The 13518-nt window shown below is 52.6% G+C and carries 11 protein-coding genes and 2 pseudogenes; 8 read left to right on the top strand and 5 right to left on the bottom strand.

What is annotated here, in order from left to right; genetic code table 11:
• Positions 1-14 precede the first annotated feature (14 nt).
• Positions 15-557: a dTDP-4-dehydrorhamnose 3,5-epimerase gene (gene rfbC / locus ACK8OE_RS04390; protein ID WP_410271527.1), complete on the bottom strand. Its 543-nt coding sequence runs from the start codon at positions 555-557 to the stop codon at positions 15-17.
• Between the two features lie 122 nt (positions 558-679).
• Positions 680-2791: a M3 family metallopeptidase gene (locus ACK8OE_RS04395; protein WP_410271595.1), complete on the bottom strand. Its 2112-nt coding sequence runs from the start codon at positions 2789-2791 to the stop codon at positions 680-682.
• A 173-nt stretch (positions 2792-2964) separates the two neighbouring features.
• Here ACK8OE_RS04395 and ACK8OE_RS04400 point away from each other — a divergent pair, with 173 nt between their 5' ends.
• The 4 genes and pseudogenes from ACK8OE_RS04400 to ACK8OE_RS04415 form a co-directional block, all read left to right on the top strand.
• The gene (locus ACK8OE_RS04400; RefSeq protein WP_410271528.1) at positions 2965-3816 is read left to right on the top strand and encodes a glutamate racemase; all 852 of its coding nucleotides are present in this window, start codon (positions 2965-2967) and stop codon (positions 3814-3816) included.
• Between the two features lie 111 nt (positions 3817-3927).
• Positions 3928-4383, top strand: a pseudogene (locus ACK8OE_RS04405) (His/Gly/Thr/Pro-type tRNA ligase C-terminal domain-containing protein); the annotation flags it as partial.
• 57 nt (positions 4384-4440) lie between these two features.
• Positions 4441-5436 carry a glycosyltransferase family 2 protein gene (locus ACK8OE_RS04410; protein ID WP_410271529.1) on the top strand — a complete coding sequence of 332 codons (996 nt, stop codon included), beginning with the start codon at positions 4441-4443 and terminating at the stop codon, positions 5434-5436.
• Positions 5437-5775, top strand: a pseudogene (locus ACK8OE_RS04415) (glutamate racemase); the annotation flags it as partial. It abuts the gene before it with no gap.
• A 194-nt stretch (positions 5776-5969) separates the two neighbouring features.
• Here the strand turns inward: ACK8OE_RS04415 and ACK8OE_RS04420 are convergent.
• On the bottom strand, positions 5970-7028 hold the full coding sequence (locus tag ACK8OE_RS04420) for a mannose-1-phosphate guanylyltransferase/mannose-6-phosphate isomerase (RefSeq protein WP_410271530.1): 1059 nt from the start codon (positions 7026-7028) through the stop codon (positions 5970-5972).
• Between the two features lie 589 nt (positions 7029-7617).
• Here ACK8OE_RS04420 and ACK8OE_RS04425 point away from each other — a divergent pair.
• From ACK8OE_RS04425 to ACK8OE_RS04440, 4 genes are all read left to right on the top strand, one after another.
• A complete protein-coding gene (locus ACK8OE_RS04425; RefSeq protein WP_410271531.1) occupies positions 7618-8430 on the top strand; it encodes an ABC transporter permease in 813 nt (270 codons plus the stop codon).
• A 2-nt stretch (positions 8431-8432) separates the two neighbouring features.
• Positions 8433-9239: an ABC transporter ATP-binding protein gene (locus ACK8OE_RS04430; RefSeq protein ID WP_410271532.1), complete on the top strand. Its 807-nt coding sequence runs from the start codon at positions 8433-8435 to the stop codon at positions 9237-9239.
• A complete protein-coding gene (locus ACK8OE_RS04435) occupies positions 9217-10056 on the top strand; it encodes a glycosyltransferase (RefSeq protein WP_410271533.1) in 840 nt (279 codons plus the stop codon). Before ACK8OE_RS04430 ends, ACK8OE_RS04435 begins: the two co-directional genes overlap by 23 nt.
• Positions 10057-10403: 347 nt before the next feature.
• Positions 10404-11222: an FkbM family methyltransferase gene (locus ACK8OE_RS04440; RefSeq protein ID WP_410271534.1), complete on the top strand. Its 819-nt coding sequence runs from the start codon at positions 10404-10406 to the stop codon at positions 11220-11222.
• A 77-nt stretch (positions 11223-11299) separates the two neighbouring features.
• Here ACK8OE_RS04440 and ACK8OE_RS04445 read toward each other — a convergent pair whose 3' ends face one another.
• Together ACK8OE_RS04445 and ACK8OE_RS04450 are read right to left on the bottom strand one after the other, a co-directional pair.
• The gene (locus ACK8OE_RS04445) at positions 11300-12097 is read right to left on the bottom strand and encodes a WcbI family polysaccharide biosynthesis putative acetyltransferase (RefSeq protein WP_410271535.1); all 798 of its coding nucleotides are present in this window, start codon (positions 12095-12097) and stop codon (positions 11300-11302) included.
• A 462-nt stretch (positions 12098-12559) separates the two neighbouring features.
• Positions 12560-13390: an FkbM family methyltransferase gene (locus ACK8OE_RS04450; protein ID WP_410271536.1), complete on the bottom strand. Its 831-nt coding sequence runs from the start codon at positions 13388-13390 to the stop codon at positions 12560-12562.
• Positions 13391-13518 lie beyond the last annotated feature (128 nt).

Here is a 13518-nt window from a genome sequence, read left to right on the forward strand (position 1 = left end):
GAATGGTCCGCGACTCAGCGCAGACTGGAGAGTGGGGGTTGCTCCCGGTCCTTGGCGGATAAAGTAGCCTGCGACACATCGAGAGGCCAGACAATACCGATATCCGGGTCATCGAAGGCGATCCCGCAGTCGTGGGACGCGCGGTAAAGCTCGCTCGTTTTGTAGCAAACCTCAGTGTCCGGCTTAAGCGTGCAAAAGCCATGCGCGAACCCTTCGGGTATCCAAAGCTGAAGCGCATTCTCAGGTGTCAGGATTTCGGACACCCACTTCCCGAACGTAGGTGATTGTGGGCGGATATCGACCGCGACATCAAAAATGGCACCGCGCAGACAACGCACGATCTTGCCCTGAGCATAGGGAGCTGACTGATAATGCAGGCCACGGATCGTGCCGACCTGTGCAGACAGAGAGTGATTATCCTGCACGAAGGCAACGTCCGCGACGTTTTGACGAAACCAGTCGTCGCGGAAGGTTTCCATGAAAAAGCCGCGCGTATCCCTGATGCGTCTGGGCTCAATGCGGGCGGGGCCTTCTATGTCGTAGAATTGTATCTGCATGGCACGGCTTTGTTGCGTCAGACACGAATAACCAGTTTTGCCAGACGGTACAATGTGGAAGTCGCAAGGGCCGGCCCCAATGGAGGGGACCGGCCCTTGGCACGTTCCGGCAGGCGAGGTTATCAGGCGAAGCCGCGTGCCCGCATCAGCGCCTTCGGGTCGGCGTCGCGGCCGCGGAACTGACGATAGGCCTCCGCCGGGTCGATGGTGTTGCCGACGCTGAGAATGTATTTCAGCATCCGTGCGGCCACGGTCTGATCGTAGAAGCCCTTGGGCGCTTCGGCGAAGGCCTCGGAGCAATCCGCCGCCACCACATCGGCCCACAGGTAGCTGTAGTAACCTGCCGAATAGCCGTCGGACGAGAAGACGTGCGCGAACTGGGGCGTGCGGTGGCGCATGACGATCTCTTTCGGCATACCGAGCTTGCTCAGCTCCTCGCGCTCAAAAGCGTCCGGGTCAATATCGGCGTCGCCGGCGAGGTGCAGCTTCATATCGATCAGGGCCGAAGACAGATATTCCACCGTGCCAAAGCCCTGATTGAAGGTATCGGCCTTTTTGATCTTCTCCAGCAGGGCTGCCGGCATGGGCTCACCCGTCTTGTAGTGCAGGGCAAAGCGCGACAGCACTTCGGGGGTCGAGAGCCAGCGTTCATTGACCTGCGACGGGAATTCCACATAGTCGCGCGCCACCGAAGTGCCCGACAGCGAGGCATAGGTAACGTTCGACGACAGGCCGTGAATGGCATGACCAAACTCATGGAACAGGGTCGTGGCGTCATCCCAGGAGATCAGGATGGGCTCACCCGGCGCCGCTTCGATAAAGTTGGAATTGTTCGACACAATCGGAAGGATCGGCTTGCCGTCCTCTTTCGACTGGCTGCGATAGGCGTTCATCCACGCGCCCGAGCGCTTGCCCTTGCGTGCGTAAGGGTCGAAGTAGAACAGGCCCGACACCTTGCCGTCGCGCAGCACTTCGTAGGTCGTCACATCCTCATGGAAGACGGGCAGACCGGCCACCTTTTTGAAGGTAAACCCGTAGGACTGACTGGCGGCCCAGAACATACCTTCGACCAGCTTGTCCAGTTGCAGGTAGGGCTTGATTTCGTTCTCATCGAGGTCGTAGCGCGCCTTGCGCACCTTCTCCGCATAGAAGCGGTAGTCCCACGGCTCGATGGTAATACCGGCCTTTTCAGCATCAGCGACCTTCTGCATATCGGCCACCTCTTCGTGCACGCGCTTGACCGCCGCCGGCCATACCGACTCCATCAGTTGCATGGCATTTTCAGGCGTCTTGGCCATAGCGTTTTCGACGCGCCAGTGGGCGTGCGTCTTATACCCCCGCAGCTTGGCGCGCTCGACTCGCAGTTTGAGAATCTTCTTGATCAGGGCGTTGTTGTCCCACTGATCGCCATTGTCGCCGCGATTGACGAACAGACGCCACACCTTTTCGCGCGTCGCGCGGTTGGTACAGAAGGTGGTAACCGGCTCCATCGCCGAACGGGTATTGGGGATGGCATAGAGGCCGTCCTTACCCGCCGCCTTGGCCGACGCGGCCGCCGACGCCATGAAGCCATCCGGTACGCCCGGCAGCTCATCCTTGCTGAGGTAGAGGACCTGCTCTTCGTCGTGCAGCAGGTTGTCGGAAAACTGGTTGAACAGCACCGACAGCTCCTTGTTGATTTCGGCGACGCGCGCCTTGGCCTGCGGCGTCAGAGCGGCCCCCGAACGAACGAAGCCATTATAGGTGACCCACAGCAGGCGGTCCTGCTCCGGCGTCAGCTTGAACGTGGCACGGCGGTCATAGACGCTCTTGATCTTCTGAAACAGCGCTTCGTTCTGATTGATCTCGTCGCCAAAGGCCGCCAGCTTGGGCGACAGGCGCTTGGCAATGGCCTGAAGCTCCGGCGTGGACAGCCCACCGCTCCACACGCCGTAGAGCGTGGACACGCGCTCCATCTCCTGCCCCGAACGCTCCAGCGCGACGATCGTGTTTTCAAAGGTGGACGCGGCTTTGTTTTGCGTGATCGCCGCAATTTCCTGACGCTGGGCGGTCATGGCCGCGTCAAAAGCCGCTTCGAAATCTGCGATCTTGACCTTATCGAAGGGAGGGATGCCGCCATAGGGGCCGGTCCATTCTGCCGTCAGCGCCGACGCGCCCGTAGCCGCCAGAGCGACGCCTGGCATCAGCCCGGCCGAAGTCATTAACCCGATCACCATGCGACGATCCATTTCCATCTGCTGCTCCTGAATACGATTATGGACTCCGGCATAAACGCCCAGCGCCGCCAAATCCGTTCCATTCGCAATCATCTAAGCATGTACCCTTGCTGGCGACAAGGGCGCGGGTCTATAGACGAGAAGACACTCATTTTCGGCGTTGCCGAGTGGTTGCGTAAGGGAAAACAATCATGGCTATCGGGGTTTTCGATTCAGGCGTCGGCGGGTTGAGCATTCACCGGGCGCTGGTGGACCGGATGCCGCAGGCCGATTTCATCTACCTCGGCGATCAGAAGCACGCCCCCTATGGCGAACGCTCTGGCGAAGAGATCGTCGAGCTGACGCGTCAGGGCTGTGAAACCCTGTTTGAGGCCGGGGCCTCTCTGGTCGTACTGGCCTGTAATACCGCATCGGCCGTGGCGCTGCGTCGCCTGCAATCGGGCTGGCTGGCCGGTTATCGCCAGACCGCCGGTCGTGCTGTCAATGTACTGGGGATCATCGTGCCGACTATCGAAGCAGCCACCGGCCTGCCGTGGGAGCACGAGGCCGAACGCCGCGGCCCCAAGGTCGAGAATGTCGATGTGCTGGGCATCTTCTGCACCACGGCGACGGCCCGTTCGCGCGTCTATGAGATCGAAATCGATAAGCGCCGTCAGGATCTGGCGGTGTTCAGTGAACCGTGCATAGGACTGGCCGGCATGATCGAGGCCGGTGAAAGCGAAGACAAGCTCAAGGCCGTCGTCGAAAGCCGCATACAGGCGCTCAAAACCCGCATCGGACGCTATCCCGACCGCGCCATACTGGGCTGCACCCACTATGAAATCATCGGAGACCTGTTCAAGGCCGCCCTGCCCGGAGGAACGCCGCTGATCCATCAGCCGTCTTCGGTCGCCGATGCGCTGGAACGCTATGTGGCCCGCCACCCGGACTATCAGATCGGCACATCCGGCCTGCGCCGCTTCCTGACGACGGGCGAGCCCGGCCCGCAATCGCGCATCGTCGAAGCCTTCTGGGGTGCACCCGTAACGTTCGAAGCGGCCTGATACCAGGGGCATTGAAAATGACTCTTTGTGTTCCCTTTAAGACTGTCTCATGTCGATGATAAATATAAGACAGCCTCGTGCCTTCAATGGCCGGATGCGGTGAGTATCTTCGGCCGCGCCTGGGCCTGCGGTACGATCCAGCTCGACTACGTGCTGCCGGAGCGTCTGGGTGCTGAATACGTTGCCGAGGACGGGTCGCGTCAGCGTCCGGTGAGGCTACACCGCACCATTCTGGGCTCTTTCGAGCGCTTTATCGGCATAATGATCGAAAATTACGGGGGTAAGTTCCCGTTATGGCTGGCTCCCATACAGGTGGTAGTTGCACCGATTGCATCTGATGCTAATGATTACGTGCAACAGGTTGCGTCAAAATCGCGTTCAGTCGGACTCTCGGTTGACACGGACCTCCGGAATGAGAAGATTAACGACGGGACCTGAGAACATTCTTTGGCCAAGGTGCGAGTGATAGCCATGGTCGGCCGCAAAGAAGCCGAAACCGGTGGGGTGGCCCTGCGGTATTGGGGTCAGGAAGGGCAGACCGTTTTGTTGGTCGATAATGTCGTTTAACAGTTGCGTACCGAAATCCTGCCGCCTGATTTGAAATAAGTTTTTTTAAGCCGCCGTATGAAACGTACTCTTCCGCCTACTATCAAAGACCTGATCAAGGCCCAAAGGCTGGCGGCGGGTGAGGCCGAAAGTCTGGTCCCTGGCACAGACATCGTCCTGCCCGCTCGGGATACGCGCGGCGTGACGGTCGTTATCATCGCCTATCATTCCGGCCGCATCCTATTCGACTCGATCGAGCGGGTGCTGGCGGAGACGGCGGTGATGCAACTGATCCTGATCGACAATGGCTCGTCAGAGCGGACCATTGAGTTGCTGCGAGAGATCGACGAAGCCTATGACCGGGTCCTGCTGGTGCAGGGGCACGGCAATATCGGCTTTGCCCGCGCGGCCAATATGGGGGCACAACTGGCTACGCAGCCTTGGGTCGTCTTTCTCAACCCCGATGCCATACTGTGCGATGGTGCGGTCGATGCGCTGGTCGATACGGCGCTTAAGACACCTCGCCCGTGTCTGATTGGGGCCCGCGTCCTTAATCCGGACGGCACCGAACAGCGTGGGTCACGGCGCGGAGAAGTCACGCCGGTGACGACTCTGGTCTCACTGATGCGCCTGTCGAAATACCTGCCCTTCCTGCGCGCCTACGAAATTCACCGTGAGCATGAGCCTTTGCCGGAAAGCCCGGCACCGGTGGCCGCAGTGTCGGGTGCCTGCTTTTGCATCGCCCGTGCCGATTTTCTGTCGGTGGGCGGCTTTGACACGCGCTTCTTCCTGCATGTCGAGGACGTGGACCTGTGCTGGCGCATTCGTAAAAAGGGCGGCGCGGTGCTGTTCCATCCGACTGCCGAAGTCATCCACGAAGGCCATACGTCGCGCGTTGACCCGGTCTTTGTCGAGATGAACAAGGGGCTGGGGCTGGTCTATTATTTTCGCAAGCGCGCAGATAGTCTGTGGCGCAAGGCCTATGTTCTGGCTCTGGCGCCTTTGATCGTGGGTATCTCAGTTCTGCGTGCCGTTCTGCGGCGGCGTCTTCGCGACGCGGATGATTTCAGCTGAGAGGCTGGCGAAAGGGAAGACAAGCTCAAGGCCGTCGTCAAAAGCCATGCGCAGGCACTCAAAACCCGCATCGGACGCTGTCCCGACCGCGCCATTCTGGGGCGCACGCATTATGAGATCATCGGTGACCTGTTCAAGGCCGCCCTGCCCGAAGGCACGCCGCTCATCCATCAGCCGTCTTCAGTCGCCGATGCGATGGAACGCTATGTGGCCCGCCACCCGGACTATCAGATCGGCACGTCCGGCCTGCGCCGCTTTCTGACGACGGGTGAACCCGGTCCGCAATCGCGCATCGTCGACGCCTTCTGGAGTGCACCCGTGACGTTCCAAGCGGCCTGATACCAGGGGTCATTGAAAATGACTCTTTGTGTTCCCTTCAAGACTGTCTCATGTCGGTGATACATATGAGACAGTCTCGTGCCTTCAACGGTCGGATGCGGAGAGCATCTTCGGCCATTGGTATGAGTACGCGCACGAAGAAAACCCTCGCCTTCACAGGCGAGGGCTTTTTTAGAGCCGACGATCAGATCGGTTTAGCTAATTTCACGCAGCTTTTTGGCTGCTTCCGCCGCCAGCTTGACGTCTTGCGCACGCGAAATCGGAGCCACCACAATGCCCGAAGCCGTGGAGATTACAATCAGGTCGCTAAGCCCGATAATGGCGACCGGAACATTCTCCGAGCGCACTAAACAGTTCTGGGAATCGATCAGAATAGCGCTGCCGCGGGCGTGATTGCCCGCATCGTCCTTGTCGCCCAAACGCCACAGTTCGGCGAAGCCGCCGAGATCCGCCCAGCCGATATCACAAGGGGCCGTGGCCGCACGCGAAGTGCGTTCCATGATCGCATAGTCCACAGAAATAGACGGGCACTCAGCGAAACTCTCCGGATCCAGCAGACGTGTGGCGCCGTTGATTGCCGCCTGCCTCAGGGCATTTTGCGAAGCCTCCAGCACCATGGGCTCATGCAGCGATACTTCTTCAAGCATGACCTTCGGCGAGAAGAGGAAGATGCCGGCGTTCCAGTCGTAGCCACCGTCGGCGACATAGGCCTTGGCGGCCTCCAGATTGGGCTTTTCGAGGAAACGCTTCACAGCGTACACGCCTGGCGAAATTGCGTCGCCGCGCTGGATATAGCCGAAGCCGGTCTCAGGGCCGTTCGGCTTGATGCCAAAGGTGATTATGTTTTCCTCGGCCGACGACGCTGCCCGCGCGATAACGGCCTTGAAATCTTCCGGCTTGGCGATAACGTGATCGGCCGGAACCAGCAAAATGAGCGCCTCTGGATCAAGTTCTTGACCGACTAATGCCGCCACAGCCGCCACAGCCGCCGTATTGCGGGCAAAAGGCTCAAGGATGACCGCTTGGGGTGACAAACCCACTGCGTCGAGCTGCGCCTTTGCCAAGGGTTCGTGAGTGAGCCCACAAATAACGACGGGCTTAAGGAAATCCTCACCTGACAGACGGATCGCCGTCTCCTGAATCATCGTGTGTTGCGTCGCCAAAGCATGAAACTGCTTTGGCTGCTCAGGAGTCGAGAGCGGCCAAAGGCGCGTGCCAGAACCACCGGACATAATGACGGGTAAAATTTTCATGCTTAGAGTTGCCCAAGATTAATATAAATCGCACATAAAGTGAGCCGATAATTAAAAAAGTTCTCAACTTTTAAGGGAGAACTGATGATATCCACAACGCAGCCTAAAAAATTCCTACAGAAAAGTCCACCGATGCGCAAGGATAGATCGGGCGCAAAAGGAGGCGATGATTTGCGATGGTAATTTTGGTTTTTCTGCCCGAGTCAGCGGATCCCCCTTTGTGAAAAGCCGCCCACTCTTTACATTCAACCCGCCATAGTGCTATCACGGCTCGGTGCAGATACGACCTTATCTGGCATCACGAAGCCCATATTAGGCCACCAACTGGTATTAGGTTAAATGGTGCCGCACCTGTGAGGCTGGTAAAAAGTTAATGAGAATTGAAGCATATCCGAAGGAATTGCCAGGATGAGCAAGGCCTTTTATATCTTTCTGTATCGGATAAGAGGCGAAAAAATGCCGATTGCATAGCGAAAATAAGTAAGCAATCCGCCCCTGCCCAATTGAGTACTGCTACGTGACGCGGGACATTTAAAGGTTTTTAAAGCTGTTAGAACCATCCATGGTTTCGAATGGACGATTGAATATTATGAAGAAAAATAAATTGAGTGTGTCCCCTCGCTTGTGGAGTGGATATGCGGATGTTGTTGCTGGATTTAAAGACTGGAAGCTTTGGCTTGCTCTTGGGTACCAAGACGTCCGCCAGAGGTACGTGCGAAGCATGCTTGGCCCGCTATGGATGGTGATGGGCTTAGGCGTTACCATTCTTGGAATCGGCTTGTTGTATGGTCAGATATTTCGCACCGACTCAGGAGAGTTCATACCGTTCATCGCTGCGAGTTTGGCGGCATGGAATTTCATTTCTACGGCCCTATCTGAAGCAACAACAATCTTTCAGACTCATGCGAGCTTATTGAAATCCATCTCTGTTCCGTATTCATCAGTTATATTGAGAAACATTGTTAAAAATGTTATAGTTTTCCTCCACTATCTCGTGGCCGTAGCTGTCACTTTTATGTTTTGCGGGTTCCCAGTCGATTACACACTCATATTCGTCGTCCCAGGTCTAGTAATCGTCTGCGCAAATTTGTATTGGCTGTCTCTATTGATCGGGATGATTTGTGCTCGCTTCAGGGATATGGCGCAGATAGTGCTTTACGGCATTCAAGTAACCCTTTTCATTACGCCCATCATTTGGATGCCCTCCCAGGTCAGAGCGGGTTCGCCGTTCGTTCATTACAATCCCGCACATCACCTTATCGAACTCATCCGCGCACCTTTGTTCGAGCACCGGGTACCTCTCGACAGCTACTTCTTCTGTTCTGTCATGCTGCTATTTGGCACAGTAATAACACTCTTGAGTTTCAATAAGTTCAAGCGTTACATTAATTTCTGGATTTAAAAATGACTATAGAAATCCACTCGGTAACCGTTAACTTACCGGTCTATTCGACCTCTGCTAAGTCGCTCAGGCGTACAATCTCTGGCGGACTTGTTGGAGGGGCGCTTTACAAGAGTCGAAACGACATAGTTCACGTCAGGGCTCTTGATGACATTAACCTGGTGGCTAACGACGGGGACCGGATTGGTCTTATTGGCCATAATGGAGCGGGAAAGTCGACGCTTCTCAAAGTGATGGCGGGGGTGATCGCCCCATCTGAAGGGCGTGCGTTTGTGACCGGTGATATATCGGCCGCATTGAATACAACTCTCGGCCTAGACATGGAGTTAACCGGCCGCGAAAACATTAAACTTCTTAGCTATTACCGCGGAATCGATCAAAAGACGATTAACGCGCACATGGATGAAATTGTCGCGGCCACGGACCTAGGTCATTACATTGACCTACCGTGTCACACCTATTCCTCTGGGATGCTCGGACGCCTCACATTTGCAGTTGCAACTTCTTATGAACCTGACGTGGTCCTGATGGACGAGTGGCTTTTGGCGGGCGACGCATCATTTCTACAAAGAGCAATTGACCGTACAACAAACTATGTGTCTCGGTCTCGCGTGCTCGTCCTCGCCTCGCACTCACTGGAAATTATTGAAGGTTTCTGCAATAAAGCGGTGTACATGAAACGTGGAAAAATCGTAAAGGAAGGAAGCCCCAGTCAGATCATTGCTGCCTACAAGGCAGATACCGAACTGCAGAATGGTCAATTGCCAGAGGATGCCCAGGTTGAGAATGCGCGCCCGCAAAACACCTGACGTACCAACCATACGCCGTCCGACTACGATTACAGCGGTAATATTGGCATTTAATGAGTTGGATCTTCTAACCACAACCTTACCTCCCGTTAAAGAGGTTTGTGACCAGCTAATTGTTGTAGACATGGGATCTACTGACGGTAGCCTTGAATACTACGAAAGTGTTTTGACGGGGGCAGATCAAGTCGTTTTTTACCCTCGAGAAAACCTATTCCGTTTTGGCTTTGCGCACCCAAGGAATTATGGTGCTAAGTTTGCCAAAAACGAGTGGATACTAGCGATCGATTGTGACGAATATATCGAAGTTGACGTTACGCGTCTCGCAATAGAAGGACTTGCAACAAGTCAAGCAGACTGCTTTAGTGTAAGCAGACTAAATTACGCCAAGACGTTTGGATATCACACTTCAGATATCAACAGCATCCTGCAGTCATGCCCCCGCACCCAAGAAACACACCGTAGAGTATACCGGAACATTCCCCGAATTCGATTTGAAGGTGTAATCCATGAGGAATTATGGATAGAGGAAACCAATGCTTACCATAAGTGCGAGAATTTGCCTCTGGTCCTCCATCATTTAAACCAATATAAACGTGACGGGTTTGAGCACGCGAAATTTGGATTATATTCCTATATTACGCTTCGGGCTGTTCTCTATCCTAATATGCGTTACGGAACTAATGAATTTTGGTTCACTGCATTTGCGAGGCAAAACATCACCTCTATGCTGGAGGCATCAAATGCCTTCTCGCGGGAAAATGGCCTCCCAGACATTGATGAAGCTGAGGTAAAGGCCCAAATTGAGCGTGAGTTGTAGACGATACTCAACGCTTAGTCTGACTGGTTGGAAGTGAAAAATTGAACGATCAAACGTGCTGAGCGTAAAAAGTAACTTGCAGCCTGCTCGTAACGAGAACCCAAAAGCGGAGTCGTAGACGCTATGGTTACCCTTCGGCGTTCTGCCTGACAATAGTTGAATGGTATGTCGAGCGAACATCAAAAAAGGACTCGGCTCATATAACTGTGGCGTAATTATTCTCGATTTTGGATATTTGAACAGTTTACAATTATATTTGCCGCTATTTTCAGAAATAATGTTTTTGACTAATTCAACATTTATTGATCTAAATTTAACAAAATTAACCAATCCACAAGGAGCACGGCATGGAAAAAGAAAATTACGCTCTGGCCTATTTCAACACGTTATACACGACAAAGCATACAATATTAGGGGTTAAACAAGATATCAAAAATCGGCATTCTATGTATATGAGCGCTATGGAGTCGGATTTTTTGATATACTGCGCAAATAATATATCCAATTCAAACTCTCAATTATTTCAAGATTTATTTGTATTATTTGTATTGAAAGAGAAAAAGAATGGAGTATTCGTTGAATTTGGCGCAGTAGACGGAATATATTTAAGCAATTCCCTACTTCTTGAAAAAGAATACGGGTGGACGGGCGTTTTATGTGAGCCGGTGCAACGCTACCATACCGACCTTACACAAAATAGAACGTGCTCGATTGATACGCGATGCGTATGGTCACGGAGCGGTGAGAAACTGACGTTTATCGACACTGACGTGGACGGCCTCGGCACGCTGGAACAATTCAGGAACTCCGATCCACATGGCCCGGTTAGAGCCTCAGCCCAGTCGTATGAAGTAGAAACAGTGTCTTTACAGGATTTGTTAGAGACCCATGCAATTCCGACCGATTTTGATTTTCTCTCTATTGATACCGAGGGTTCGGAACTTGACATTTTGAAATCAACGAACTTTGAAATGGTCAGGCCCAAAGTTATAGTATGCGAGCATAATTTCGTTGAGGACAAAAGAATGGAGATAAGGACCCTGCTGACAGATAACGGATACGAGAACGTATTTCAAGGCGTTACGCTCTTCGAGGACTGGTTCGTACGCGTAGACGTAATATCGGCGCAAAATCTAAGCAAATGTAGAGAAAGTTCAATTATATAGACCTCTCTCGCCGCACACCTCTGTACAGTGACTGAATCTAACCCGCAAGCTCTAAGGAACCCATAGACCTTATGAGCCTAAGGTGTCAAAAGGAGAACTTTCTGAACAAGAGACCGATAGAACTCATGAGCCCATTCGTCAATCTTGGCATCATAATCAAAACGATAATGCTGTACGGCATACCGATCAGTGGGCCATCTACCAGGTAGTTCAGCAATATTCGTATCTACCCGTGTCCACTCTTCAAGTCTATCGCTCGCAGAAACTTTCATCCACCCTGCAATAGAGAGAAACTGAGTTAAAACGCTTGAGAAAACCACACTACACGGATGATTCTGTGTAAGCATAACGGGTGAAAGCTTAAGATTCTGGGATATAACATCCGCTACTTTGATGTCCAGGTCCGCCTCCTTCTCGCGGAGAATACGATCAGTATTTATAAATCGTGCATCAAAGCGCCAGTCTATTTTACCTTGATCATACATCTCCAAGATATCCGCAGGTTCTGCCCCCAACTTAACTAAATCGATAATTACATCTTCATTACGTATCTTTGGGCCATCCTCAAAAAGCGGCCAAAGAGCGTCATTGTAAATATATGGCATTGACACACGCAAAGACCGTTTCGAAACTAAAGACCCGATCGTATCTTCGGCCCCCCGCTCCGTCGACCTAGGTCCGTGTTCAACTCCGAGAGGTTGGTAAATAAAAATATCTGCACTTTTTGCCGCTTCTTGAGCAACCTCTAGCGCCACATCGCCATTAATAACCTTGTAGTTTTCCACAAAAGTTATGGAAAGGTCCCTATCGACAAGTCTAGGTAACAGCTTTTCGAATGCCCCACCTTGACAGTTTGTGTATATAAATATCTTCATCGCAAAATTATACTATGGACTTGAACGAACCGCAACCTTATCCGCTTCTTACGCACGCGGCCTGTCTCCGTCGGCTTTTAGGTTATTGATACGGTGTCTAGAGCGGAATGATTTCTAATGGAATCAATCCGCTCAAGCCGCCACTGAGGCGGCCACCAAGCTGTCACAAGCCACCGCTCGGCAAGTGGCTAAAGCGCGTTTCGTTCAGAGTAAATCGGAAACGCGCTCTAAACTTCTGATTTTTGCGCTTTTTTACGCTCAACCGGCATCCACTTGAGCGAAAGACGCTCTAAAAAAAGCCTATGTCATTATGTACATACGAGAAATCATAATGATCTAAACAAGTCTAAAGAAACATACTTAACGCTAGCTACAGAGGTTGTAGGAAGCCGGGCGGCAAAAAAAAGGATCCGCAGAGAGTTGAGGATTTGAGCTGTGAATTGGGCTTAATGACGCCGAAACTCATTCTGCAATCGCACGCACGACAAAATCAATTAAATTTTTCGGGGAGGCGTGACAAATGTCTACCCTAGTCATTGGTGTGAAGTTATTGAACAACCGGGGAATAAGTGGCGACGTGGCAAAAACGAACCCATCAAAGGAAGTCGTCTCACCCTCGAAGTCACAGGAAACCTCTACGCGGTAACCATGGTAGTACATGGTTTCTACAACATCCTTGTGAATTTGCTGAGAATGAGTAGAGATTAATAAAAAGTCTATCGCGTGTGACGCCAAAGACTTATTCGAATCTTTTAACATCTCCACTTCGCACCCCTGTATATCGGAATGAAGTATATTGAGGTGCGAAATGTTTCGTTCAGATAAGAAATCATCTATTCCGAATGCACCAGACCCTACGAAAGCCTGAATAAACTCACCTTCATAATGGTGTCTGTGAAAATTAGCCTTGCCTGCTTCTAAATGCGCTTTGTCCGGTTCAACTAAGTAGGCTGTGGAGTTCGGTCGGCACTGCTTCATCCACATTGAGTAGTGTGCCCAGTATGCACCAAGCTCAAGCATGACAGGGGCATCTGGAAGCCGCTCCATAACTTGTTGAAAAACGTATTCTTCAACCGGTTCGTGCACGCCTCTATTTATGACAAATATGTCGCTAAAGTCACCATAATACGCCCCTTCCCCCCTCAGTGGGACGCAGTGGCCATTATGAAGATAAACCAAGTCACCTTCAACAGCACCAGCTTTAGGATGCCTCGGTATCAAAAGGTTCAACGGGTCAGAAATGATTTCACGAAAGCGACCCAGAAAATCATTCCCCGCAGCTTTTGGGAGCATCTCCCCTCCATCGTTAACCGTTGCGTTCTACGACGCATATACGTGATGCACTTTACGTTGTTATCTTAATCTCGCTCCGTCGGTTACCAATGCAGATGGTCCCTAGATCAAGAGACTCCCCCAATAGC

Origin of the sequence: Asticcacaulis sp. W401b (assembly GCF_046503825.1) — a bacterium.
In the GTDB taxonomy this organism is placed as follows: domain Bacteria; phylum Pseudomonadota; class Alphaproteobacteria; order Caulobacterales; family Caulobacteraceae; genus Asticcacaulis.